Source organism: Bartonella sp. AA74HLJMH (genome assembly GCF_042197045.1).
Lineage (GTDB): Bacteria > Pseudomonadota > Alphaproteobacteria > Rhizobiales > Rhizobiaceae > Bartonella.
In genome coordinates, this window is record NZ_JBHIRJ010000010.1 from 24,463 (window position 1) to 51,259 (window position 26,797).

A 26,797-nucleotide genomic window follows, 5' to 3' on the forward strand; every position below is an offset into this window, starting at 1 on the left:
GTTAACGGTTCTTTCCGATAGATTGTAAAAAGGCAGCACATTTGCACTGCCTTTTATTAAAATGAATAGAATATAAATTGTTTTTTGCGTTTTCTTAAAACTGATAGCGTATTCCACCTGAAAAGCTTGCTCCAGATATACCAGTTTTTTGAAGCTTATATTGATAGTTAACATCAGCATGAAGGGCGATATTTTGTGATAATTGTGCATTTACACCAAATCCACCTTCAAGGGCAGCTCCTATAGAATCAAGGTGGAATGGTTCACCAATCTGTATCGTACTATTGTTAGAAAAAGCTTTAACAACGTTTAGTTTACCATAGAAAGAAAGAATACCGCCGTTTTCAATAGAAAGCTTCGTTTGCGTTAAGCGTCCACCCACACGCACTAAGTATTGATAAGGATTTCCCATATCCACATCAAAGCCATCGACATCTGAGAGTGTGCCAAGCATGAGGCGTTGATAAACAAGTTGTGCTTGTGGTTCAAAGACCAATCCTTTCTTACTGGTTTCGAACTTTTGTCCAATGGTTGCTGATGCACTGAATGTATCAGCATTTTTCAATTCTGCAGTCTTTCCTATGAGAGCTGTGGTGATATCTCCCTTGAGCATTCCATAGGAGAAGAGCGCATGGATGTATATCCCATTATTATGGCGCAGCCCACTATATGCAGTAATTGACCATTTATTGAGTGTACTCTTGTCAGCACCTTCCATGTCTTTAGGGGTGAAAGCTAATTTCCCATATGTCCCCAAAAGACCGAAATTGGCGGTCATATTTTGATCTTCTAGAGCTGCTAATGTAATGCCTGCCTGTAAAGCTGCATAGTGAATATCGGCACCATAGCCATATTGTAATGGCGTACGGTGAGAGGATAATGTCATCTTATTTCCATAAGTTGAGAAGAAGACTCCTTTGTTTTTATGATCTTTTGTCTCAAAGGTGTTTTCCTGCATCGAGTTGAGTAAAGTGTTTTGATTGTTTATATCAGCCAGTCCAGCTGAGAATAGTGCGTTAGGCATGGACAAATAGCTTGCCACTTGAGGAACGAGAGCTCTGATCTTTCCTTCATTATCGAGAGTCGCATTTTGCAAGCGAAAATCCCAGAAATTCTGATTTTTTTCCAAGATGTTTTGTGCGTTGTTTGCTTGTCCAAGGGATGATGAACCGGTATTTTGCGCTTCTTTCTCTTTTGGTGAAACGCCTTCAATCATTTTTCCTGATGCTGATATCGTGTAGATTGTGTAGTCTTTGAGGGTATTTTCTTTTGATTCTTGTGATATTCCGCTAAAATGACTTTGTGTGCTATCGGCTGTTCCATGGCTGGATGTTGGACCATAGGCTTTGAGTATATATTTATAGGGCAATCCCCCCATTGTGGTGTAGCCGTGTGCAAGTTTGAAGGAATCTTCATTTGCATTTCCAGAAACTTGAATGAGTGAAAGACCACGCATATTCGAAGACACAGAATCTTCAGCTTTTAATATCTCACCTTTCGCAAGGTTCTTGATATGGACTGTTGTGCTGCCTGATACATCACCATGTATAAGGAGGCGGTCAGTTTTTTGCTGTTCTTTTACTAGACCATCACTCCATTCAATATTAAAATAAATTTTTGCATCGCCTGTGGCATTGTAAACTGTATTATAAGTGCTTTCTATATCGGGGATTGTACTTCCCTTAGGTCTACGAACCTCAGCTGTTCGCCCTACATACAAGGTATGATAATGATCTTTTTCCCGCCCTTGTGGTGTCTTAAATACGATAGAACTATTATTAAGATTCAGTACTGAAACGGTAGAAAGGGCTCGTTGTTTAATATCACTGAGCTCATAGTTAAATACATTAAAGTCAGTATCGACTTCCTCTTGAGAGGTCTTTAAGTACCATTTGCTTTTGTTATTCAGAGTCAAAACCGTTGTATTGACTTTTAAAGTTCTTGCTCGTCCCTCTATTGTTGAATTATCAGCGGTTAATGCTAAAGTTACAGGAAGAGTATCGTTGTCATAATATTTACGTTTCGTTTTATTTCTCAATAATACGTCAGATCGAATTTCTGAGTCTTTAAGTTGAACTTCAGCAACGGCTCTTGAGCAGTAGGGACCAAGAATACCGGTACCGTTTTTCACAAGAAGTTTTGTATTGCTAAGAACAACCTTATTGACAACTTTTTCTCCACTTTTCAGTGAAGAATCTTTTGTTTCATAAAAAACGATACCACCGGCACCTCCTCGTTGGACGGTTATGGTTGAATCTTCAACGTTGATTATACCATTCTTTGTTTCTAAACCTTTGTACACTGTATTTGCTTTAATTTCTTTAGCATGAATGCGTCCACCTTCTGATACAGAAAGTGCAGACATTTCCGTGTGTATTGTTGATTTTACAATTGTGATAGCTGCTTTATCATGCGCTAATATTCCAGGTCCTTTATCGCGGACAAGAACATTATTTAAAGTCTTTTCTTCTCCCTTATTTAATTCAATTTTCCCCAAAATTTCAGGAGTTTCAGGAGCCGATGTATTTGCATAAGTTGAACCGAAATGAGAAAAAATCAAAGTTCCAGCAATTGTACATAACAAAAAATTTTTCTTATAAATATATTTCTTACACATAGATATGCCTTTAGTATTTGGTATGCTTTGATGCTTACTTCATTCCCCTGATGGCGCAAGTACCCAGACAACTTCTATATCATTATGTTTTTATTGTAAATAACAAAACGAATTATATTGGTGGTCTACTCTATGATTTGAAGTTTTGCTTCAGAAAAACTTTTTTCATGATCATAAAAAGTCGAGAAAAGTGGATTTCATAAAACCTAGCTTGGTTAAGCTTATGCTAAAAGCACTATGAAGTATGATATTTAAAAATTGTCTATTAAAGATAATCGCTATAAAAAGCTCTATAGCGTTGAGATGTATTATTTGATGCACTCACCAAAATGATCAGCAAATTTTCTCTGCTATAAGAAGAAGAGATGAGGGGGCTATTCACAGGCTTTCTTTAAAGAGGCTAAGGGTACCAAAGTCCATTTTTCTAAGGCCTCACCGCCCATTTCGCGGCGGCGGCCCGTGAAGGGTATAACGCTAAAGCCATAGAGTCCCATCATCTTTACGCTTACGAAGGAGCAAGCCCGTCACACATTTTTCTAGCTCCCAATGTTTGTGACAAGCCCTTGGCACTTGAGGCAGTTCATGAGAGGAATTCTCAGGCTTTTCTTATATAACTTTTCTCCACACGCCAGCCCTGCTTGTAACGTGCAAGAAAATTTTTAATTGTTTCAACATAAAACAAGTTTGAAATGAGAGAATCCTACGATATTAGGGACTCTCATTCAACATGGAAAACAAAGAATTATCTTTATAAATCAATATACTGTATGGAATTAGAGGGATAAGCATTGTCAAAATGGTTTGCCTAAAAACGGTACATGGACATATAAATGAATCCTTACAGGGTGGTGTTAAGCTAATGGATTGAAGAAACAGGAGGATAAACATAGAAAAGGTATGAAGAGAGAGTTTCTTTTATCATTATCTTTTCCAATGTAGTCTTCTTTTTATTATCTAAAAATACACTTTGCTTAGCTTTATAGACAAATTCGATAATGAATATGCCGCGTGACTCGTGTAAATAGGAGGGAAGGATATCATTGAGGAGAAAAGAAAAAAGTTTCAGGGGATAAGAATAGTAGCTTACATAGATTAAAAAGGCAGTATGTATACTGCCTTTTTTGTTAAATTGAATAGAATGAATAGGCTATTTACAGACTTTCCTTAAAACTGATAGCGTATCCCTCCTGAAAAGTTTGTTCCGGATATACCAGTTTTTTGCAGCTTTTTTCGATAGTTTATATCACCATGGAGGGCTAAACTGCGAGACAATTTTGCATTGATGCCAAGCCCACCTTCAATAGAAGATCCTGTAGGATCAAGGGGAAAGGTGTCGCCAATCTGTACTTTACCATCATCACCAAAAGTTTTGAGAAAGTTCACTTTTCCATACAGAGAAATGACACGGTTCTTTTCTGTGGAGGTAGTAGTTTTTGTCAAACGTCCACCAATGCGTACTAACCATTGATAAGGTTCACCGATATCAACTTTAAGATTATCAGCATCAGAAAAGGCATTAAAGATTAGACGCTGGTAAACAAGTTGTGCCTGGGGTTCAAACGTGAGGGCTTTAATACCCGTTGTGAATTTTTGACCTATTGTTGTTGAGGCAATTAACATTTTTATATCATCGACTTTAGTGGTACTGTTAGCGATGGCTGTAGAGATATTTCCTTTCCAGATCCCATAAGAGAAGAGTGTATCCATATAGAAACCGCTATTATGCTCTATACCGCTGTAGGCTGTGACTGCCCATTTGTTAAGCGTACTCTTGTCTGCATCTTCTATATTTTGGGGGGTGAGGGATAATTGAGCATAGGTTCCGGTAAGACCCCAATATAGGATTGTATTTTGGCTCTTTTGTGCAGAAGCTGTAAAACCTGCTTGTGTAGCAGCATAGCGAATGTTTGTGTTATAGCCATATTGTTGTGACGATAGGGTTGCGATACTTCCATAGGAAGAGAGAAAGAATCCATTTTTTTTGACGTTATCTTCGATCCCTATAGCTGTTGTTCTCAGATCAGCTAACAGAGTACTTTGTTGAGCCATATCGATAAAACCAGCGTAGAAGAGAGCATTAGGTACGGCCAAATAGCTCGCTACTTGTGGTAAAATAAATTTCTGCAAACGGAAATCCCAGAAATTATCATTTTCTCCCAACAGGTTTAGTGTTTCATTTGCAGCACCATAGCTGGATGTTGGTCCATAAGCGGTAAGTCTATATTTATAAGGTGAACCAGTTGCTTGGATATAACCATTGGCTAATTTGAAGGAATTTTCATCTGCTTTCCCAGAAACTTGAATGAGCGAAACTCCACTGGTATTAGAAGAAGGGTGAAAAGCTTCTGTTATATTATTGCTATCTTTGAAATCACTCATAACATAAACTGTTGTTGTACCTAAGACATCCCCTTGGATCAGAAGTCGATCATTTTTTTGATCGATTATATCAGAGCTCTCAACAGATCCAACATTAAAAGAAATCTTTGCGTCACCAGAAGCATTGTAGACTGCTTGCGTGTCTGGTTTCCCAGAACCTATATGCAATGTATGATAATGGTTTTCTGTCGGCTGTTGAAAAACAATGGAACTATTGTCGAGATTAAGTATAGAAACATCAGAATGAGATCTTTGGGCAATATCAAGTAACTTGCCCGCATCATCTTTTTCTTTTGTGCTAGTGTTTACGAACCATGTTGTATCGTTTTTGAGATCGAAAGTTGTTCTGCTGTTTCCGTCATTTCTTACTTCCCCCTGTAAGAGAGAGTTTTCTGCGGTGAGTGTAAAGATTTGATCAGGTTTTGGCGTATCATGAGTTATACCCACGAATAACCTGTCGGCACTGATTTTTGAATCTTTGAGGTTGAGTTTACCATTTGATGAATTGTTGGCAACAATACCCGTTCCATCTTCGACAAAAAGGTTTGTATTGGTCAGGTTGATTCTTGAAGTCTGATCGTTTTTGGAGTCATCAATGCTTATCCCATTGCACTGTGCTTTCGCAGAAATATCTGTGACATCAATATATCCGCCATCTTTTAAGACAAATGCAGCTTCTTTTGCTTTTACAGTTCCTCCAGTCATTGTGATTTTAGATTGTTCACCATCTGCATGAAGCCCATTATTTTCAGATGTTACTATAACATTATCATTTAAAGTAATTGTGCTGCCTTGCTTGGCTTGTACCTCACCGCCAAAGGAACCGCCGTCCGTTACCGTTATTTGGGAATTATCATTAGCCAAGAGAGCCTTTTGTGCGTTCTTAACGGTGATATTTTTTAAAGTAACCGTGCTTTCCTTATCAGCACTTACACCTGTGGTTATCGGTTTATCATTGCTGCTGCTTGTTATCACGACATTTTCTAACTTGTTGTTGTCACTCTTGCTGTTTTCAAAAGAAGCCCCTGTCTCGGAAACAGTGATAGATCCTCCTGTCATTTGAATGACACCACTGTTTGCTTCAAGTCCGATGATAGCCTCTTTAATGGTTGCATTATCATGCAATTCAATTGTACTGTTGGGGCCGTTAGCCCATGCACCTTTTCCATTGCCATCTGCCATTAGAGTGGTATCTATGCCATCAATATATCCACTATTTGCTGCAACTAATGCATTTTTTTTCCCAGTTACAGTTCCCCCAATCATCGTGATTTTGGATTGTGCACCATTTGCATTGAGGCCATATTCATCAGAGGACACTGTAACATTGTTCTTTAAAGTAATTGTAGAGCCTGTACCAGCGTATATTCCATGCTCTTTTGCATTAAAGTATCCTCCTGATACCGTTGTTTGAGAATTATCCAACGCTTCTATACCCACTTTTGCTTGAGTAACTGTTACGTTTTCCAAGATGACTTTACTTTCCTTATAAAGAGCTATTCCTTTTTCCATTAAGTCATCTTTACTGCTCGTTATTGTCACATTTTTCAGCTTGTTTTTATCACTTTTGCTATCTTCGAGAAATAAGCCTACTGTAGGAGCAATAATACCTACTGCATTCATTTTTATTATACCACCGTCTGTTGCCATCACACCGATTTCTTTAGCCTTAATCGTTGATTCTGATAAGTCAAGAAAGCTATTAGGTTCGATAATGCGTACAGTGCTCAACCAGTCGTCCTCCATGTTTTTGCTGTCGTGAATTATTGCTAAATTTTTTCCAATTATTCCACTACCTTTTATCACTATTATACCGCCAACAGTGAAGTTGGATGCTTCCTCAGTTATTCCATGAAAATTCATTAAGATTTTTTCGGCTTTTACATTAGTATGAGCATTAAACAGCGCGATTGTCGCAACAGCTGTACAGGATAGTAAAAATTTTTTAGACATGAAGATTTTCCTTAACTTATAAGCCTCCGCATATTCTCTCCCCGCTTATAAAAAGGATAAAGAACACACAATTTTCATCGGGAGGTTATATTATTTTAACTTTTATATAAAGTATTTATATAATTTTATTATTAAATAAAAATATTATTTAATAATAAAATATAATATAATTTTATACTTTATTTATTTTTACATTTATATAGTAAATTTATTTATTTACTTGTATTCTATAATTAATTTTTATTAAAGGGTTTTTTATTTTGTAAATAACTATGTAATTTATAATTTATAAAACAAATTATTAAATATAAACTATTATAATTTCAATCACATAATGAATTTAATATTTGTTTTCTGTATATCTAAAATATATTTATGTATATACTTAAATAATACTTATGATGATTGATAAAGCTTTAGCTCTTCTTTATGATTTCCTGAGCATTTTAGATAAATTGAGTACAAAGCATTGTGTTATGTTTGTTATGCCTGATTGGATTTTCTGCGCAAAAAGGTATTTTGCAGCAGATCTTCTGCCGTAAAGAGGTGAAGGGAATTCCTTTAAAGAAAAGCTAGTACATCTACTGCATGAAGAAGAAAGAGGTTTCTTTAAGGAATAAAAAGGACTTTAGCAGAAAAGAAAAGCAGGGTTTATTTACAAGAGGTAATATCAACAAAAGGGCTACATAATATTATAGAAAATTAAAAAAGCTGCACAATACAGAGTTGTGCAGCCTTTCTGTGCAAACGAACGGGAAAGCAACGCTCGCTTTTACACTTTTTTCAGTCTCATACGCTTGTACATGTGCTTTCCTTCTCATGTAGGGCACAGGCTGCTCTGCTTAAAATAAGAGGTTCCGAGAAGAATTTCCTTTCCTTAAAACTGATAGCGTATACCACCTGAAAAGCTTGCACCACTTATACCAGTTTTCTGAAGCTTTTGTTGATAACTTACATCACCATGAAGGGAGAAGTTGTGAGACAGTTGCGCATTGATGCCAACGCCGCCTTCAATTGCAGGTCCCATAGGATCAAGGTCAAAATCTCTGCCAATCTGGATGGTACCATTATCACCAAAGGTTTTGATCAAGTTTACTTTTCCATAGAAAGACATTGGACGGTTGTTTTCAGTGGAAATAGTTTTTGTCAAACGTCCACCAACACGGATCAACCATTGAGAAGGATTGTTCATATCAACGGTAAAATTATCAGCATCTTCAATGGTATTAAACATCAAATGTTGATAGGCAATTTGTGCTTGTGGCTCAAATGTTAAACTTTCCATTCCAGTTGCAAACTCTTTGCCAACAGTGGTGGAGATACTAAACATTTTGGCATTTTGCAATTTTGCGGTTTTGCCAATGATAGCATTGCCGATATCTCCTTTTAGAATTCCATAGGATAACAGTGTATCCATATAGAAACCATTGTCATGCTGCACGCTGCCATAAGCTGTTAGTGACCATTTATCCAATGTGCTCTTACTGGCATCCGCTATGTCCTTTGGAGTGAAAGACAGCCGCCCATAGGTGCCTACAAGACCGAAATGTGTTGTGGTATTTTGTCCTTCTAATGCTGCGAATGTGACTCCGGCTTGGAGAGCAGCATAGCGGATATCAGCACCATAACCATATTTGAGAGGTCCGCGTTCAGAAGATAAGGTTCCTGTGTTTCCGTAAGTATAGAGGAAGAAACCGGTTTGTTTTTCCTCTTCTTTTCCTAAGACAGATGTTCTGATATTGGCTAAAAGCGCGTTTTGTTTAGCCATATCGGTTAATCCACTATAGAAGAGAGCATTTGGCATGACCAAATAGCTTGCTGTTTGTGGTACAGGGGCAACGGTAGGGATATTTGTTTCAGGATCAGGATTTGAACCAGAATTGGAGTCAAGCAGTTCGGGTTGTAAACGGAAATCCCAGAAATTTTTATTCTTTTCATCAAAGAGGTTTTGTGCAATATCGGCTTTGCCTTGGCTTGAGTCTGGTCCATAGGCACGTAGTGTATACATATCCGGTAAGCCACCTCTTGTGGTATAGCCATTTACCAGTTTGAAAGAGTTTTCTTCTGCTTTTCCAGAAACTTGAATGAGTGAAAGCCCCCGGACATTGGCAGCAGCAGAGGTATTTGCTTGACTACTGTTCTTTTCTACGCGTCCTGAAACATAAACTGATGTGTTGCCTGAGACGTTCCCATTGATCAAAAGCCTATCGGTTTTTTGATCGGCGATTGGTGCTCCATCACTCCATTGTGCGTTGAAGTAAATTTTTGCGTCACCAGAGGCATTGTAGACTTCTTGCGTGTCTGGTTTACCAGAACCTATATACAAAGTTTGGTAATGCTGTTTTTCTGTTGGCTTGCTAAACATAATGGAGCTGTTATCGAGATTAAGTGTAGAAATATCGGAACGAGATCTTTGAGCAATATCAAGTAGTTTTCCATCAGCATCTTTTTCATTGTTACTGATCTTCAACGTCCATGTTGTGTCGTTTTTCAGATCAAAGTGTACATTTCTGTCTTTAGCAATATTCGCTCTGCCTTCTAAATTTGAATGATCAGCGCTTAATGTGAAGGTGCCGTTGGAGATCGCTTTAACCTCTTTATCATCCCACAAATCCTTATCTTTCCATGACGCTTTGTCCCAAGCAATACCATTTCCTAGTAAAACATCGGCATGGACTTCTGATTTTTTAAGATTGACTGTGCCGATTGATGGAGCTGTAGCATCTTCGATGCTTTTTTCAACAACAGCTCCAATGAAAATTCCTGTGCCATTTTCAGCATGAAGCTCTGCATTGGTCAGATTGATCTCATTACTATGATATTTTTGTGGATCATGCGAGCCATTTGGATTATCATCGGAGAAAGTTGCGAATTGTAAACCGGCAACTTCTGCTGTGGCAGAAACATCTGTCAGATCAATATGTCCGCCATTTATTACAACCAGCGCAGCCATTTTTGCTTCTATTTTATTTTTCTTCCCATTCTGAGGAGTGTCGGATTGGGTATCTAGACCTTTAGAATTAGTATCAATAGCGCCATTAATCATCTTAATTGTGCCATCTTCACCAGTAGCGAGACCAATACCGACATTTTGAATAGTTGTTTTGCCATTTAATTCAACTATACTATCGGCCTCCCAAGTACTTACACCAACGGTTGGTTCTTCGGACTCACTACCGGTTATTGTTAAATCTCCGGTAATGATTTTACTCCCATCATCTGCATAAAGACCTTCATCAAAATTTTGAATGGTTGTTTTGCCAGTTAACTGAATTTCACTCCCAGAGCCCGATGTCCATACACCAGATCGTGCTTCATTGGGGTTGTCATTAATTGCTTTACCACCGACTATTGTTAAATCTCCGCTAACGATTTTGCCACCATTAAAGGCTTCAAGACCGACAAAAACTTTTTCAATGGTTGTATGACCCTTTAATTGAACTTCACTATTGGGATCAATGGCTGTTATACCAGAAGTACCGTATTCTTGGTTTTCATAAGCAGTTATTGTTAAATCTTCGCTGGTGATTTTACCACCTTTTTCTGCTCTCAGTCCATCTCTAACTTTTTCAATGCTTGTTTTGCCTTTTAATTCAATTATGCTTCCAAAGCCATTGGCATTTGCACCGTTTCGGAAGTTATTGGTTGTTAGAGTAACATCCGTAATTTCAATACGTCCACCATTTTTTGTAAATAATGCGCCTTCATGTCCATTCAAACTTCCTCCTATGACAGCCCCTCCTTTCATGGTGATCTTGGATTCTATACCATCTGCATGGAGTGCATTACCTTTAGATGATGCGACTGTAACATTGTTGTTTAAAGTAATGATGCTGCCGTTTCCAGCATATACCCCATCAGTTTCCCCATCGAGTGATCCTCCAGAGATTGTTATTGTCGAGTGATCATCTGCAAATATGCCTGTTAGTGCTTGAGTAACGGTTACATTGTTCAAGGTTACTGTGCTGTTTTTAGCACTTATTCCTAAGGATAGTGAACTGTTATCGTTTTCACTCGATATTACCACGTCTTCCAGCTTGTTTTTTTTACTCTTACTGTCAGAAAAGGAAGCACCAGTGCTAGATAAAATGCCAGATGAGGAGGCCTCCATTCCAGAATATGTAATTGTTCCCTTAGTCATTTGAAGTGTAGCACCGTCTTTGGCTTCAAGGCCTAAGAAAATACCAGAACCAGTGCCTTTAATGATTGTGCCATCCAGTAACTCAATCGCACTGTTAGCACCTTCTGCTGTTACAGCATAGACGGTTTGGTTTGTGCCTTGGTTTATATCTTTATTCGTAACAATGGTTAAATGTTTTCCAATGATTTTGCCACCGTCTTTTGCGTGAATAGTTTCGTAGGTTTTATCGGATACTTCTTGTTGTTTTCCCTCAGAAACTACGAGGGTTTCAGCATGTGCACTGAACTGGATGTTGAACAGGATAATAGCGGCTGCAGCCGTACATGATAAAAGGGATGTTTTATACACTAGTATTCTCCTTATGAGAGCCCCAAAATATTCATTTCCCCGCGAACTTCATAAGAAGAAGTGAAAATGGATAGTTGTTATTACTTTCAGTAATTGTCTTTAATTTGGTAAGACATTTTTGGTTTTTTGTCAAAATTAAAAAATAATTGATATTAATTATGTATAATACAAAATGTATTTATAATGGATTTTATTTAAAGAATTATAATTTTGAATATTATTATTCAGAGAAATATTGTGAGATACTGATATAGTGGTACCATAACATCTTTTACGTGATGGTAGGGATTATTATATGACGCAAATTGGGGTTATGAGGGAACAAAAAAGGATGTAGAAGAAGCTAGTAAAAAAGCTAACTTACTTGGGCTTAAAGTGGGCTTTCATCTTTCAACACAGTGGTATTAATTTATTTCTAATAGACTTCTCTTTTTTTCAAAGTAGGAAGTACTCTTCATCCACTGGGGATGGAAGTGCTCTGTTGCGTTTGTTGTGTCTTGTCTTGGAGATTTTCGTAAAGAACTAAGTATAAAGAGGGAAGGGTGCTTTAAAAGGAAAAAGGATGACTTTAATGTACAAAAAGGGCAGCATATTGTGCTGCCCTTTTTATTAAATTGAATAGAATGAATAGGCTATTTTTACAGCCTTGATTTAAAACTGATAGCGTATGCCACCTGAAAAGCTTGCACCACTTATACCAGTTTTCTGAAGTTTTTGTCGATAGCTTACATCACCGTAAAGAGAGAAATTGTGAGACAGTTGTGCATTGATGCCAACGCCGCCCTCAATTGCTGTTCCCATGGGATCAAGGTCAAAATCTCTGCCAATCTGGATGGTACCATCATCACCAAAGGTTTTGATCAAGTTTGCTTTTCCATAGAAGGAAATGGCAGGACCATTTTCAGTGGTCATAATGGTTTTGGTTAAACGTCCACCAACACGGATCAACCATTGAGAAGGATTGTTCATATCAATTTTTAAATTATCAGCATCTTCAATGGTATCAAACATCAAATGTTGATAAGCAAGTTGTATTTGGGGCTCGAAGGTTAAACCTTCCATTCCGGTAGAAAATTGTTTGCCAACGGTGGTGGAAATACTCAACATTTTTACATTGTTCAATTTCGCGGTTTTACTAATGATAGCATTGGTGATATCGCCCTTTATTATCCCATAGGATAAAAGCGTATCGATATAGAAACCACTGTCATGTTGTACACTACCATAGGCAGTGAGAGACCATTTATCTAGGGTGCTTTTACTTGCATCCTGCATCTCTTTTGGAGTGAAAGACAGCTGCCCATAGGTACCTAAAAGACCAAGATGTGTAGTAGTGCGGTGCCCTTCTAACGTAGTCAATGCAACCCCACCTTGTATAGCAGCGTAGCGAATATCAGCACCATAACCATATTTAAGGGGACCGCGTTTCGAGGATAAGGTTCCTGTACCCCCATAGGTAGAGAGGAAGAAACTGTTTTTTAGATTTTTCTGCTCTCCCAAGACTGTTGTTCTCATATTGGCTAAAAGTGCATTTTGCTTGGCCATATCGGCCAATCCAGTATAAAAGAGGGCATTTGGCATAACCAAATAGCTTGCCATTTGTGGTACAACTGCTCTTACTTTTGAATCGGGGTCAAAAAATTCAGGCTGCAAACGGAAATCCCAGAAATCTTTATCCTTTTCATCGAATAAGTTTTGGTTAGCATTGGCTTTGCCATAGCTTGAGACTGGTCCATAGGCAGTCAGCGTATATTTATAAGGAGTTCCTCCTATGGTGGTATAGCCATTTTTCAATTTAAAGGAGTCTTCTTTTGCTTCTCCAGAAACTTGAATAAGTGAAAGTCCACCTATATTTGAAGGAGGAGAAGCATTTTCTACACTCTCTTTATCCCCTGAAACACTTTTGACATAAACTGTTGTGGTGCCTGCTACATCACCGTGAATGAGAAGCCTATCGGTTTTTTGTGCATCTATTGCAACACCATCACTCCATATAGCGTTGAAATGAATTTCTGCCTCACCAAAGGCATTATAGACTGCTAGAGTGGTTGGTATTCCAGATCCTACATGCAATGTATGATAATGATCTTCTACCGGTCCATTAAAAACAATAGAACTATCATTAAGATTGAGCACAGAAATATCAGAACGTGACCTTTGAGCAATAGCAAGCAGTTTTCCGTCATCATCGGTTTCTTTTGTACTGGTTTTCAATATCCATGTTGTCTTGTTTGTCAAATCAAAGCGTACGGTTCTGTTTTCTGCAATTTTTGCTCTTCCCTTTAATACCGAGTGATTAGCATTTAATGTAAAAGCAAAATTATTTTCTTTAGTTGAAGCTTTTGCTGCTAATAAAATATCGGCACTGATTTCTGAATTTTTGAGATTGGCTATACCGATTGATTGGTCTGCGTTAATTCCAATGCTATTTTCAGTGCGAATCTTTGTATTTGTCAAGTTGATTTCTAAGGCGTTATCGTCCTCGGATTTATCAAATATTATGCCACTGTTTTCTGCTGTTGCAGAAACATTTGTTACATCAATATATCCGCTATTTTTTACAACAAATGCTGATCCTTTTGCTGCTACGGTCCCTCCATTCATTTTAATTGTGCCACCGTTTTCTGCATAAAGTCCGATGAAAGTATTGCTAATCGCTGTATTTCCATGCAATTCAATTAAGCTGTAAGGATTGCTGGCAGCTGCACCGTATCCGTTGCCATCCATTGTTGTTAGAGCAACGTCTGTGACCTTAATATGTCCACCATTCATTGCGAACAATGCCATGGTTGTCGCAGTTACTGTTCCCCCAGTCATTATGATTGTGCCACTATTTTCTGCATCAAGTCCGGTTACAGCATTATCAATAGTTGTCTTCCCATACAATTCAATCAAGCTATTAGGATCGGTGGTAGCTGCACCGTATCCGTTACCATACATCGTTGTTAGAGCAACATCTGTGACCTTAATATGCCCACCGTTTTTTGCAAACACTGCCATGTTTGCAGCGGTTACAGTTCCTCCCGTCATTGTGATTGCACCACTATTTTCTGCATTAAGCCCGATGAAAGCATTATTAATTGTTGTCTTTCCATGCAATTCGATCAAGCTATCAGGATCGGTGGTAGCTGCGCCATAGTTACCATTTATTGTTGTTAGAGCAACATCTGTGACTTTAATATGCCCACCGCTTTTTGCAAGCAATGCCATGTTTGCAGCGGTTACAGTTCCTCCCGTCATTGTGATTGCACCACTGTTTTCTGCATTGAGCCCGATGAAAGCATTATTAATCGTTGTCTTTCCATGCAATTCAATCAAGCTTTCAGGATCGGAGGTAGCTGCTCCGTATCCGTTGCCATACATCGTTGTTAGAGCAACATCTGTGAGCTTAATATGTCCTCCGCTTTTTGCAAGCAATGCCATGTTTGTTGCGGTTACAGTTCCACCCGCCATTGTGATAGTACCACTATTTTCTGTATTAAGCCCGATGAAAGCATTATCAATTATTGTCTTTCCATATAATTCAATCAAGCTGTCAGGATCAGTGGTAGCTGCACCGTATCCGTTGCCATCCATTGTTGTTAGAGCAACATCTGTGACCTTAATATGTCCACCGTTTGCTGCAAACAGTGCCATGTTTGTTGCGGTTACAGTTCCATCCGCCATTGTGATAGTACCACTATTTTCTGTATAAAGTCCGATGAAAGCATTATTAATTGTTGTCTTTCCATGCAATTCAATCAAGCTGTTAGGATCGCTGGTAGCTGCCCCGTATCCGTTGCCATCCATTGTTGTTAGAGCAACATCTGTGACCTTAATATGTCCACCGCTTTTTGTAAGTACTGCCGCGCTTTTCCCAGTTACAGTTCCACCCGCCATTGAGATAGTACCACTATTTTCTGTATAAAGTCCGATGAGAGCATTATTAATTGTTGTCTTCCCATCCAATTCAATTAAGCTTTCAGGATCGGTGGAAGCTGCACCGTATCCGTTTCCGTCCATCGTTGTTAGAGCAACATCTGTGATCTTAATATATCCACCGTTCATGGTAAACAATGCTGCGCTTTTTGCAGTTACAGCTCCTCCCGTCATTATGATAACACCACTGTTTTCCGCATCAAGTCCATTTATAGCATTAGTAATCGTTGTCTCTCCATCCAATTCAATAAAGCTGTAAGGATCGGTGGAAGCTGCACCGTATCCGTTTCCGTCCATCGTTGTTAGAGCAACATCTGTGACCTTAATATATCCACCTTTTTGTGCAAATAATGCTCTTTTTCCCGCAGTCACTGTCCCTCCCATCATTATGATTGTAGAGAATAAACCGTCTGCATAGAGTCCATCACCATCAGATGATGTAACTTGAACGCTGCCTTCTTTACTATTGGCTAAAGTAATGAAGCTGCCGTTCATTACGTATAGCCCTGTGTGTTCTCCATCAAATGCTCCTCCTAATATCGTTACTTGTGAACCATCTTCTGCCGATATGCTGGTGTCTGCTTGCGTAATGGTTACATTTTCTAAAGTGAGATGACTTCCGGCAAAGGCCGTTATTCCTGTGTATAAAAACTCTTCTTTTTCATTTTCTAATTCACTTTCCCATCCAGGGTCTAATTCATTGTCCGATGTTTTCACACTTTCTAGCTTGTCTTGATCACTTATGCTGGTATTTGCATAAGTAATGGTTACATTTTCTAATTTGTTTTTATCGCTTTTACTCTCATTGAAGAACGCACCAGTTTCAAAAGCCGTAATGGTTCCTCCAGTCATTGTGATTGTGCTACCGTTTGTTGCATAAAGCCCAATTACAGCGTCATTAATTACCGTATTTCCGTGTAGTTCAATTGTGCTGTCAACATCATTAGCTATTGCACCGATTCCGGTGCCATCTTTTTTTAAAGTAACATTTGTGACGTCAATATGTCCGCCATTTTCTGCAAGTAATGCTGTATTTTCTCCAGTGACTGATCCTCCTATCATTGTGATTGTGGATTGTGCACCATTTGCATAGAGTCCGTCACCATGAGATGATGTAACTTGAACACTGCCTTTTTTATTATCGGCTAATTCACTATAGGTTAAAGTAATAGCGCTGCCTTCCGTAGCAGATATTCCTTTGAGTTCTCCATCAAATTCTCCTCCTAAAATCGTTACTTCAGAATGATCATTTGCAAATATACTGGTGTTTGCTTGCGTAACTGTTACGTTTTCTAAAGTAACTTTGCTTTTGTTGTCGGCATTTATTCCCTTGTCCATGAAGTGGCCATCTTTACCGCTTGATATTGTTACACCTTCCAGCTTATTTTTATCATTCATACTGTTTTCGAAGAAAGCGCCAATTTCAGAAACCGTAATAATGCCTCCAGTCATTTTGATTGTAGCACCATCTTTTGCATTAAGACCAAGACGAATGTCAAAATCAGTTCCTTTAATGGCTGTGTCTTGCAGTAATGTAATCGCACTGCCAAGACCGTCAGCTGTTACAGCATAAATATCCGTGTCTTTATTCCCAACCACAGTTAAATGTGTGCCGGTGATTTTCCCGTTGTCTTTCGCATTAATAATCTCATACGTTGTGTTAGATACTTCTTTTTTCTCGCCGGAAACTTCAAGAGTTTCAGCATATACATTGAGATGGGTGTTGAATAGCATGACAGCTATGACAGCTGTGCAGCATAAAAGGGATTTTTTACACATCAAGATTTTCCTAACTTATAAGAGCCACACACTCTTCCCCCGCTTATAAGAAGGATATCAAATGGATGGATATTTTAGAGATGGAACGTGAATAGGATATTTTTATTTTTTTGTAAAGTATAAATTAACTTATACATTTAGCATATAATGTATTATATTTAAATTCATTTAGTATTAAATGAATACATTATGTTAATATTATGTAAGTATTATAAGTTTTTCTATTCAAGATATGTGTTATGTTTGCATAAAACTTGTTGATTATGCTTAAAGAAAAGAAATAGGCAAGAAAATTTCAAAAAACTGTATACTTGAGCCTGATAGGGATCTCTTCCAACATCATGAAACCAAAGATGATACCATAGCTTTCATGTTTTTCTTTAACACGGTTACGATAAAATAGCGCTCATTGATTTTTCAATCGACTTTTAGTTTTTTCAAGGGATATTTTTACTAGTTAAAAGCGCGATATTTTATTGTCTTGAGTTTTTTAACTAATTTTCTTAAAGAAAAATGTTGGCGGTGTGTATTGGTAGAAAAGAATAGGGGAGAGATAAAAAGGCAGCATATCGTGCTGCCTTTTTATTAAATTGAATAGAATGAATAGGCTTGCTTTTACAGCTTTGTGTTAAAACTGATAGCGTATGCCGCCTGAGAAATTTGCTCCAGAGATACCAGTTTTTTGAAGCTTTTGCTGATAGCTTACATCACCATGAAGGGAGAAATTGTGAGACAGTTGCGCATTGATGCCAACGCCGCCTTCAATTGCAGGTCCCATAGGATCAAGGTCAAAATCTCTGCCAATCTGGATGGTACCATTATCACCAAAGGTTTTGATCAAGTTTACTTTTCCATAGAAAGACATTGGACGGTTGTTTTCAGTGGAAATAGTTTTTGTCAAACGTCCACCAACACGGATCAACCATTGAGAAGGATTGTTCATATCAACGGTAAAATTATCAGCATCTTCAATGGTATTAAACATCAAATGTTGATAGGCAATTTGTGCTTGTGGCTCAAATGTTAAACTTTCCATTCCAGTTGCAAACTCTTTGCCAACAGTGGTGGAGATACTAAACATTTTGGCATTTTGCAATTTTGCGGTTTTGCCAATGATAGCATTGCCGATATCTCCTTTTAGAATTCCATAGGATAACAGTGTATCCATATAGAAACCATTGTCATGCTGCACGCTGCCATAAGCTGTTAGTGACCATTTATCCAATGTGCTCTTACTGGCATCCGCTATGTCCTTTGGAGTGAAAGACAGCCGCCCATAGGTGCCTACAAGACCGAAATGTGTTGTGGTATTTTGTCCTTCTAATGCTGCGAATGTGACTCCGGCTTGGAGAGCAGCATAGCGGATATCAGCACCATAACCATATTTGAGAGGTCCGCGTTCAGAAGATAAGGTTCCTGTGTTTCCGTAAGTATAGAGGAAGAAACCGGTTTGTTTTTCCTCTTCTTTTCCTAAGACAGATGTTCTGATATTGGCTAAAAGCGCGTTTTGTTTAGCCATATCGGTTAATCCACTATAGAAGAGAGCATTTGGCATGACTAAGTAACTGGCCGTTTGTGCTACAGGGACGATCACACTTGGACCAGAACCAGAATCTGTTTCAAGAATTTCTTTATGTAAGCGGAAATCCCAGAAACTTTCATTCTTTTCATCAAAGAGGCTTTGTGCAACATCGGCTGTACCGTGGCTTGACTCTGGTCCATAGGCCGTTAGCGTATATTTATAAGGCAAACGATTTCTTGTGGTATAGCCATTTACGAGTTTGAAAGAGTCTTCTTGTGCTTTTCCAGATACTTGAATGAGCGAGAGGCCACCTATATTGGAAGGATCAGCAGCATTGACTACACTACTTTCATCTCCTGAATCGCTTTTGATATAAACTGTTGTGGAGCCTGAGACATCACCGTGGATCAGAAGTCTATCGGTTTTTTGATCGGCACTTGCTACGCCATCACTCCAAGCAATGTTGAAGTAAATCTTTGCATCACCAGAGGCGTTGTAGACTGTTTGCGTATCTGGTTTACCAGATCCTATATGCAATGTGTGATAATGATCTTCTGTTGGTCCATCAAAAACAATAGAGCTGTTATCGAGATTAAGCGTGGAAATATCAGAACGAGATCTTTGAGCGATATCAAGCAGATTGCCATCATCATCTTTTTCTTTTGTACTGGTCTTTAGTGTCCATGTTGTCTTGTTTTTTAGATCAAAACGTACATTTCTGTCTTTAGAAATATTTGCTCTGCCTTCTAAAGTTGAATGATCAGCGCTTAATGTGAAGGTGCCATTGGAGATCGCTTTAACCTCTTTATTGTTCCAATAATTGTCATTTTTCCAAGATTTTGGATCTTCGAAAAGACCATCTCCTAACAATACATCGGCATGGATTTCTGAATTTTTGAGATTTGCTGTACCGATTGATAAAGTTGGAATATCTTCAATGTTATCGTTAGTGAAAGCTCCAATGAAAATTCCAGTACCATTTTCAGCGTGAATATCTGCATTGGTTAAATTGATTTCACTATTTTGATGTTTTTGCGGATCATTTGATTCATCGGTTTTGGTATTAGGGAGAGCTAAGAACTGCAAGCCGCTGATTCCTGCTGTTACAGAAACATCTTTGAGATCAATATGTCCATTAGCTGCCGCCCATAGTGCAACTTTTTTTGCTTCTATTTTATTTTTTATTGTATTCTCTGCTGCTCCAATATAACCATTCGTCATCTTAATTGTGCTATTATTTCCTGCAAAAAGACCAACATCAAAATTTTGAATGATTGTTTTACCATTTAATTCGATTGCACTATCAGACTCCGCAACGTTTACAGCAACGGTTTGTTGTTTACTTTCACCACCAGTTATTGTTAAATCTCCGCTAATGATTTTACTTCCACCGTCTGCATAAAACCCTTCATCAACATTTTGAATGGTTGTTTTGCCCATTAACCTAACTTCACTACCAGAGTCCGATGTCCATATACCAGTGCGCTCGTTGTCGGGGCCTTCAAGTGCTTCACCACCGATTATCGATAAGTTTTCGCTAATGATTTTACCACCGTTAACTGCTCCAAGGCCGCCCAAAGTATTGTTAATTATTGTATCACCATGCAATTGAATTGTGCTGTCATTGCCACTTACAAATGCACCGCTTCCTTTTCCCTCTGTTGTTAGAGCAACATCTGTGGCATCAATATGCCCTCCGTTGATTGCGAATAACGCTGTTTTGTTCGCGGCTACGGATCCTCCCGTCATTATGATCTTAGATCCTGAACCGTCTGCAAGGAGTCCTTCGCCATTAGATGATGTAATGTTAGCATTGTTTTTTAAGATAATCGTACTGCTGGTTTCGGCGCTTCCTCCTACATCACGTCCACTAAATGATCCTCCTGAGACCGTTATTGTTGAGTGGTTATTTGCAACTATACTGGCGGCTGCTTGAGTCACTGTTACATCTTTTAAAGTGACGGTACTTTTATCTGCTTTTATTCCAAAGTTCAGTAACGCATCGTCTTTATTATTCGATATCTTCACACCTTCCAGCTTGTTTTCACCGCTGTTACTGTTTAAAAAGCCGGCACCAACTAGAGAAGTTTTAATGGTCCCTCCAGTCATGTTTATTGCGCCACCATCGTTTGTTGTAAGTCCAATTTCACTATTACTAATCGTTGTTCCTTCAAGCAATTCAACTACACTGCCTTCGCCATTAGAAAATACACCAGACGATATATCTTCGTCACCTAGAGATACATCTGTAACATTTAGAGACACATTTGTGACCGTAATATGTCCACCATTTTCAGCAACCAATGCATTACCTTTCCCCGTGACGGTTCCTCCCGTCATGCTGATGGTGGAGTTTGAACTATTTGCATAGAGTCCAATGTTATCAGATGATGTAATGTTTGCATTGTTGGTTAAAGTGATGGCGCTGCCGTTTTGAGCAGATATTGTTGTATTTTGTGCATGAAATGATCCTCCTGAGGCTGTTATTGTCGAGTGATCATCTGCAACTAAGGCATTGGTTGCTTGCATGACGGTTACATCTTTTTAAGTGACGGTACTTTTATCTGCTTTTATTCCAAAGTTCAGTAACGCATCGTCTTTACTATTCGATATCTTTACACCTTCTAGCTTGTTTTCGCTGTTGTTACTGTTTAAGAAGCCAGCACCAACTAGAGAAGTTTTAATGGCTCCTCCAGTCATCTTGATTGCACCATCGTTTAGTGCTTGAAGCCCGAGTGCACTATTACTAATAGTTGTATTTCCAAGTAATTCAATTACACTGCCTTCACCAACAGAAAATACACCAGACGATATATAGTCGTCACTTGGAGCCACATCTGTGACAGTTAGAGCCACATCTGCAACAGTAATATGTCCACCATTTTCAGCAACCAATGCATTACCTTTCCCCGTGACAGTTCCTCCCGTCATTGTGATGGTGGATTTTGAACCTTCTGCATAGAGTCCAACATTATCAGATGATGTAATGTTTGCATCATTGGTTAAAGTGATAGTGCTGCCGCTTTTAGCAGATATTGTTGTATTTTGTGCATGAAATGATCCTCCCGAGATTGTTATTGTCGAATCATTCTCTGCAAATATGCCGGCGGCTGCTTGAGTCACTGTTACATCTTTTAAAGTAACGGTACTTTTATCTGCTTTTATCCCAAAGTTCAGTGGCGTATCGTCTTTATCACTCGATATTGTCACATTTTCTAGTTTGTTTTCATGACTGTTACTGTTTAAGAATCCAGCACCAGCTGCAGAAGCTGTAATGGTTCCTCCAATCATCTTGATTGCGCCATCATTTTGGAATGCAAGCCCGATTGCACTACCACTAATTGTGGTCTTTCCAAGCAATTCAATTACACTATTTGCGCCATTAGAAAATACACCAAATGACTTATCGCTATCATTTGTTTTTAGGGTAACATCTGTAACAGTAATATGACCACCATCTTCAGCAACCAAAGCACTCGCTTTTCCCGTGACGTTTCCTTCTATCATTGTGATGGAGGAGTTTGAATCTTTTGCATATAATCCAACATCATCAGATGATGTAATTTTTGCACCGTTTGTTAAAGTGATGGCGCTGCCGTTTTGAGCAGATATTGTTGTATTTTGTGCATGAAATGATCCTCCCGAGATTGTTATTGTCGAATCATGATCTGCAAATATACCGGCGGCTGCTTGAGTCACTGTTACATCTTTTAAAGTGACGGTACCTTTATCTGCTTTTATTCCAAAGTTCAGTGGCGCATCGTCTTTACCACTCGATATTGTCACATTTTCTAGTTTGTTTTCACGGCTGTTACTGTTTAAGAAGCCAGCACCAGCTGCAGAAGCTGTAATGGTTCCCCCAGTCATCTTGATTACACCACCGTTTTGTGCTTGAAGCCCGATTGCACTATCACTAATCGTTGTCTTTCCAAGTAATTCAATCATGCTACCAAGGTCATCAGAAGCTACACCAAGTCCATCACCATTTGTTTTTAGGGTGACATCTGTAACAGTAATATGGCCACCGTATGTTGTCGTTACTGCTTCCTCTTTCGCTGTAATGCTCCCTCCTGTCATTTCGATGATGGACTTTGAACCTTCCGCATAGAGTCCAGCATCGTTATATGATGTAATTTTTGCACCGCCAGTTAAAGTGATGTTGCCGCCGTTTTGAGCAAATATTGCTGCTTTTTCTGCATCAAATGATCCTCCTAAGACTTTTACTGTGGAATCATATGCATCTATGGCAGTTTGTGCTTGCGTCACTGTTACATTATTTAAAGTGACATTACTGTTAGTTGCCTTGATTCCATTGATTAGTGGCGCATCATCTTTCCCACTTGATGTCACTACATCTTTCAGTTCGTTTTCTTTGCTCTTGCTATCTAAAAAGAATGCACCAACTTTGGACGCTGTAATGCTTCCCCCAGTCATTGCGATTGCGCCACTTTCTTGTGTTTTTAACCCGATTGTCGCATCATTGATCTTTGTATCAGATAATTCAATCACACTGTTTTCACCTTGAGACAATGCGCCGAATCCACTCTCAATTTTAGTACCCTTATTATATGCAGGGTTATCCCCTTCTGTAGTAGGTGCACTTGTGGTATCTTCCTTAGCTGTTAGAGTACCACCCGTGACTTTAATATGACCACCTTCGTCTACAGATAATGCTGTATCTTTTCCAGTGACGCTTCCTCCTATCATTATGATTTCGCTCTTTTCATCGATGGCATGAAGTCCGTTACCATTAGATGAGGTAACGTTAGTACCGCCATTTACAGTAATGGTGGTGCCGCTCATAGCATATACACCATCCATTCTACCCTCGAATAATCCTCCGGATACGTTGATTCGAGAATTATTATCTGCGAGTATGCCAACTTCTGCGTGCGTAACGCTTACATTTGTTAAAGTGATGTTACTTTCATTATCTGATTGCACTCCAATGAGTTGAGAAACTTCATTTTTATTATTTGATATCACTACATTTTGCAGTATATTTTTATCGCTGCCGTCAATATAAACGCCAGTTTGAGAAGCTGTAATGTTCCCCCCGGTCAGGTTGATGTTAGCGCCGTCTTTTACAGAAATACCGAAACGAACATCAGAATCAGTACCTTGAATATTTAAGCTATTTAATTCAAGCGCACTGTTAGCACCTTCAACTGTTACAACATATTTATCGCTACCTGGGTCTGTATTTGTGTTTTCATTTCCAGTTACAGTTACAGTACTGCCGGTGATTTTTCCTTTGTTTTTTACATAAATAGTCTCGTACGTTTTTCCGGATATATCTTTTTCTTCGTTGGCAACGTCAAGAGTTTCAGCATGTGCAGTGAACTGGATGTTGAATAGTATGATAGCAGCCGCAGCCGTGCATGATAAAAGGGATGTTTTATACACCAGTATTCTCCTTATGAGAGCCCCCAAATATTCATTTCCCCGCAAACTTCATAAGAAGAAGTGAAAATGGATAGTTGTTATTAATTTCGATAATTGTCTTTATTTGGTAAGATATTTTTGGTTTTTTGTCAAAATTAAAAAACAAATGATATTAAATTTGTATTAATTTATATTTAACACACAATGTGTTTGTAATTATTTATATTATATAATTAAATTTATTGTAAATCTATATTATAGAAATTATAAATATTATTATAATAATTACATAAGTTATATTATTTTTTTATAAAGTAATAATAGTATTTTCTGTAATACTTCTGCATTTTTATAACTTGTCAAAGTAAGTGATGACGGTAATACTCAAACACTATTGCTAGCACTTTTGATTAGTTATACCTTATTTATCATAATATTCTAATATATTTGATCTTGATATCCAAAGGAGTTGGGTGCTCTAGTATAAGAATACATTCTTTCTCCTGTTGGGGATATTTTAATAGTATACGACTAAGTTTTTATAAGCTGTTGATGTATCGATGACATTTGAAAGAGCCAGAGCCCAAGCTTATAAATCTTAATCAATGAAGATGCTTCAAGTTGAAGGCTTGAAATCAACAGTGCTTTTATATCATCAAAGTGCACCTTCATTGAAGGATTATTGCTTTCGTTATTTCGAATTTTTGACATATTTTTGACAATAAAATCTAAAAAATTGCTTCTGAGGAATTTTTTAATATAAATAATATGTAACGTTTTTATGGCGATAGGTTTATGAGATATAAAGTTGAATTGGTAATCACCGTGATTGCTTTTACTCTCTCTGGTTGTTTTAATCTTGATTCTGAAAAAATAAAAAGAGACAAGAGGCTTTATCATGATGCATTCATGGATTGGTCGATGAAAGAAAAGTCTCTTACAAAAAATTATACTGCTATCATTATGGCTGATCCGCAACCGTGGCGTTTAAACTCTGGTGATGCCAATGGAATATCAAACAGAGAGCCATGGTTAAAGATAAATGAGCAGGTTGCTGGTGTGATAAAAGCGCACAAGGCTGCATTCCATATTGTCAATGGTGATCTGACGGAGTTTGGACAACAAAAAAACTATGATGATTATGAAAATGTTTATAAAACTCTTGGAGCACCTGTCTATGAGGGGCTAGGGAATCACGATTATGCCAATAATGTTGGTAATTGTACAAATCCTCAAGAATTCAGTTTTTACAAAGATGCTTGTGCTATAAGTGCAGTTTCAAGAATGGTATCGGAAATCAAAAAATACCGTAGTCAATTATCGCATTTCAATGCAGATGTTACTGAAAGCTTGGTTCCCATTTCGGGTGGAAATATTCGCTCGATAAGGGGGAGTTTGAGTTATTCTTGGGATTATGGAGATGTTCACTATGTGCAGCTTCACAATTATCCAAGCTATACGGTTGGTTTGAAGGGGCAGTCTACAGAAGTGCAAATCAATAAATCTTTAGATTGGCTTAGGAACGATTTAGCTGCTGCTGATGCAAGAGGTAAAGTGACAATCATTAATTTTCATGATGCGCGTGCTGCTTCCATTGATGGTGAATCCTTTTTTATTCGTAAAAAGAATGCTAAAGATTTGTCGGTCTTTAAGTCAATTATTACCTCTCATAATGTTAAAGCAATCTTCGTTGGGCACACGCATTATCAGTCTTATTGCCGTGCGAAAAATGATAAGGTTTTTGGAAATATCCCTATATATACAGCTGGTGCGCTTTTTAATGGAGATTATTACCTCATAGATGTGAAAGGCAAGACCATTCACGTTAAAGCCTATAATGGAGAAATAGGAAAACCGCTTTTAATTAAAGATCTTGGCGTTATAGGGAAAGACACCCAATTTTCGGCAAGTTGCAGTAAGTTATAATAGGATTTGTTTCTTTGTCTTAAAGCATGAGGGAAAAAACGTATTATATGTGGGGACTTGAAGAGCAGTAGGAGTGTCTAAATGTTATTTAGAAATAGAGTGAAAAATCAGACATATTTTTTTCAAAGCTGCTAAGATTTCAGGTTATACGCTATAAGTGCAATGGTTTAATGTGAACTGAGCTTTAATACAAAGCAGAATAATGATTTGTTATTCTATTTTTTCTTTTTAGGCTTTCATCTTTGAAGAAAGGGGAGTTTGTCAAGGGTGTGTTCATAATTTGCTAGCACATGTTGTCCAGAATTATCAAGAAGGCTGTTTCTATTAGTTTGTTGCAGTATAATTATCAAGTTATGCCCTTTGTTAGAGTTTATAATATCTACTCATGGGCAACTCTTTTCTTTTTCATAAGAAAAGCTTTTTATTTTGATCAATTTTTTACTTATAATCTTCAAACAATTGATGTTTTGTGATGCTATATAATTTCTCTTGATTAACCGTATGAACTTTTAGTTGTATTACAATTTTATCTTCTTCTTTTATACGTAAGTAAATCGTTACAATAATATGATACAAATATTGGAGTCTGTTTATAGCTGTTATGGTCTCATGCAATTATCCTTAGATGACTCTCACGTGTTTTGGCAGTTTTATCTTTGCTTTGAGAGAGGTGTAAAAAGGGAATTTTAAGAAGTTCCAGTTTAGAAAGAGCTTTTTTGCCCGCGAAAAGCTCTCTGATGCTGCCAAGGCAAGTATGGAACAAGCCGGCGAAGATCTGGCTAATTCGATTGTCGATGGCTTTATGTCGTCTATCTCACAATTGATGGAT

At 38.0% G+C, this 26,797-nt stretch carries 8 protein-coding genes; 1 reads left to right on the forward strand and 7 read right to left on the reverse strand.

The features are described 5' to 3' along the window. Positions 1-94: 94 nt before the first annotated feature. The 7 genes from ACFINH_RS06610 to ACFINH_RS06645 all read right to left on the reverse strand — a co-directional run bounded on the left by ACFINH_RS06610 (position 95) and on the right by ACFINH_RS06645 (position 24,063). Positions 95-2,617 carry an autotransporter outer membrane beta-barrel domain-containing protein gene (locus tag ACFINH_RS06610; protein WP_375632448.1) on the reverse strand — a complete coding sequence of 841 codons (2,523 nt, stop codon included), beginning with the start codon at positions 2,615-2,617 and terminating at the stop codon, positions 95-97. Positions 2,618-2,991: 374 nt separating this feature from the next. After that, complete coding sequence (locus ACFINH_RS06615; RefSeq protein ID WP_375632449.1) at positions 2,992-3,114, reverse strand: hypothetical protein; 123 nt, start codon at positions 3,112-3,114, stop codon at positions 2,992-2,994. Between the two features lie 667 nt (positions 3,115-3,781). After that, complete coding sequence (locus ACFINH_RS06620; protein WP_375632450.1) at positions 3,782-6,949, reverse strand: autotransporter outer membrane beta-barrel domain-containing protein; 3,168 nt, start codon at positions 6,947-6,949, stop codon at positions 3,782-3,784. Positions 6,950-7,826: 877 nt separating this feature from the next. Next, positions 7,827-11,438, reverse strand: coding sequence for an autotransporter outer membrane beta-barrel domain-containing protein (locus ACFINH_RS06625; RefSeq protein WP_375632451.1), 3,612 nt, complete (start codon positions 11,436-11,438; stop codon positions 7,827-7,829). A gap of 651 nt (positions 11,439-12,089) precedes the next feature. Beyond that, complete coding sequence (locus tag ACFINH_RS10450; RefSeq protein ID WP_404977860.1) at positions 12,090-17,135, reverse strand: autotransporter outer membrane beta-barrel domain-containing protein; 5,046 nt, start codon at positions 17,133-17,135, stop codon at positions 12,090-12,092. Positions 17,136-17,763: 628 nt separating this feature from the next. Then, a complete protein-coding gene (locus ACFINH_RS06640) occupies positions 17,764-21,186 on the reverse strand; it encodes an autotransporter outer membrane beta-barrel domain-containing protein (RefSeq protein ID WP_375632452.1) in 3,423 nt (1,140 codons plus the stop codon). A gap of 15 nt (positions 21,187-21,201) precedes the next feature. Beyond that, positions 21,202-24,063, reverse strand: coding sequence for a beta strand repeat-containing protein (locus ACFINH_RS06645; protein WP_375632453.1), 2,862 nt, complete (start codon positions 24,061-24,063; stop codon positions 21,202-21,204). Between the two features lie 774 nt (positions 24,064-24,837). Between ACFINH_RS06645 and ACFINH_RS06650 the strand changes: the two genes are divergently transcribed. After that, positions 24,838-25,968 (forward strand): metallophosphoesterase, encoded by a 1,131-nt coding sequence (locus ACFINH_RS06650; protein WP_375632454.1) that lies wholly within the window; start codon positions 24,838-24,840, stop codon positions 25,966-25,968. The last annotated feature ends 829 nt before the right edge of the window (positions 25,969-26,797 follow it).

Bases quoted from the DNA above. Each gene is read 5' to 3' on its own strand.
- ACFINH_RS06640 (WP_375632452.1), bottom strand. From the start codon at position 21,186: ATGCAAGCAACCAATGCCTTAGTTGCAGATGATCACTCGACAATAACA.
- ACFINH_RS06610 (WP_375632448.1), bottom strand. From the start codon at position 2,617: ATGTGTAAGAAATATATTTATAAGAAAAATTTTTTGTTATGTACAATT.
- ACFINH_RS10450 (WP_404977860.1), bottom strand. From the start codon at position 17,135: ATGTGTAAAAAATCCCTTTTATGCTGCACAGCTGTCATAGCTGTCATG.
- ACFINH_RS06620 (WP_375632450.1), bottom strand. From the start codon at position 6,949: ATGTCTAAAAAATTTTTACTATCCTGTACAGCTGTTGCGACAATCGCG.
- ACFINH_RS06650 (WP_375632454.1), top strand. From the start codon at position 24,838: ATGAGATATAAAGTTGAATTGGTAATCACCGTGATTGCTTTTACTCTC.
- ACFINH_RS06615 (WP_375632449.1), bottom strand. From the start codon at position 3,114: ATGATGGGACTCTATGGCTTTAGCGTTATACCCTTCACGGGCCGCCGC.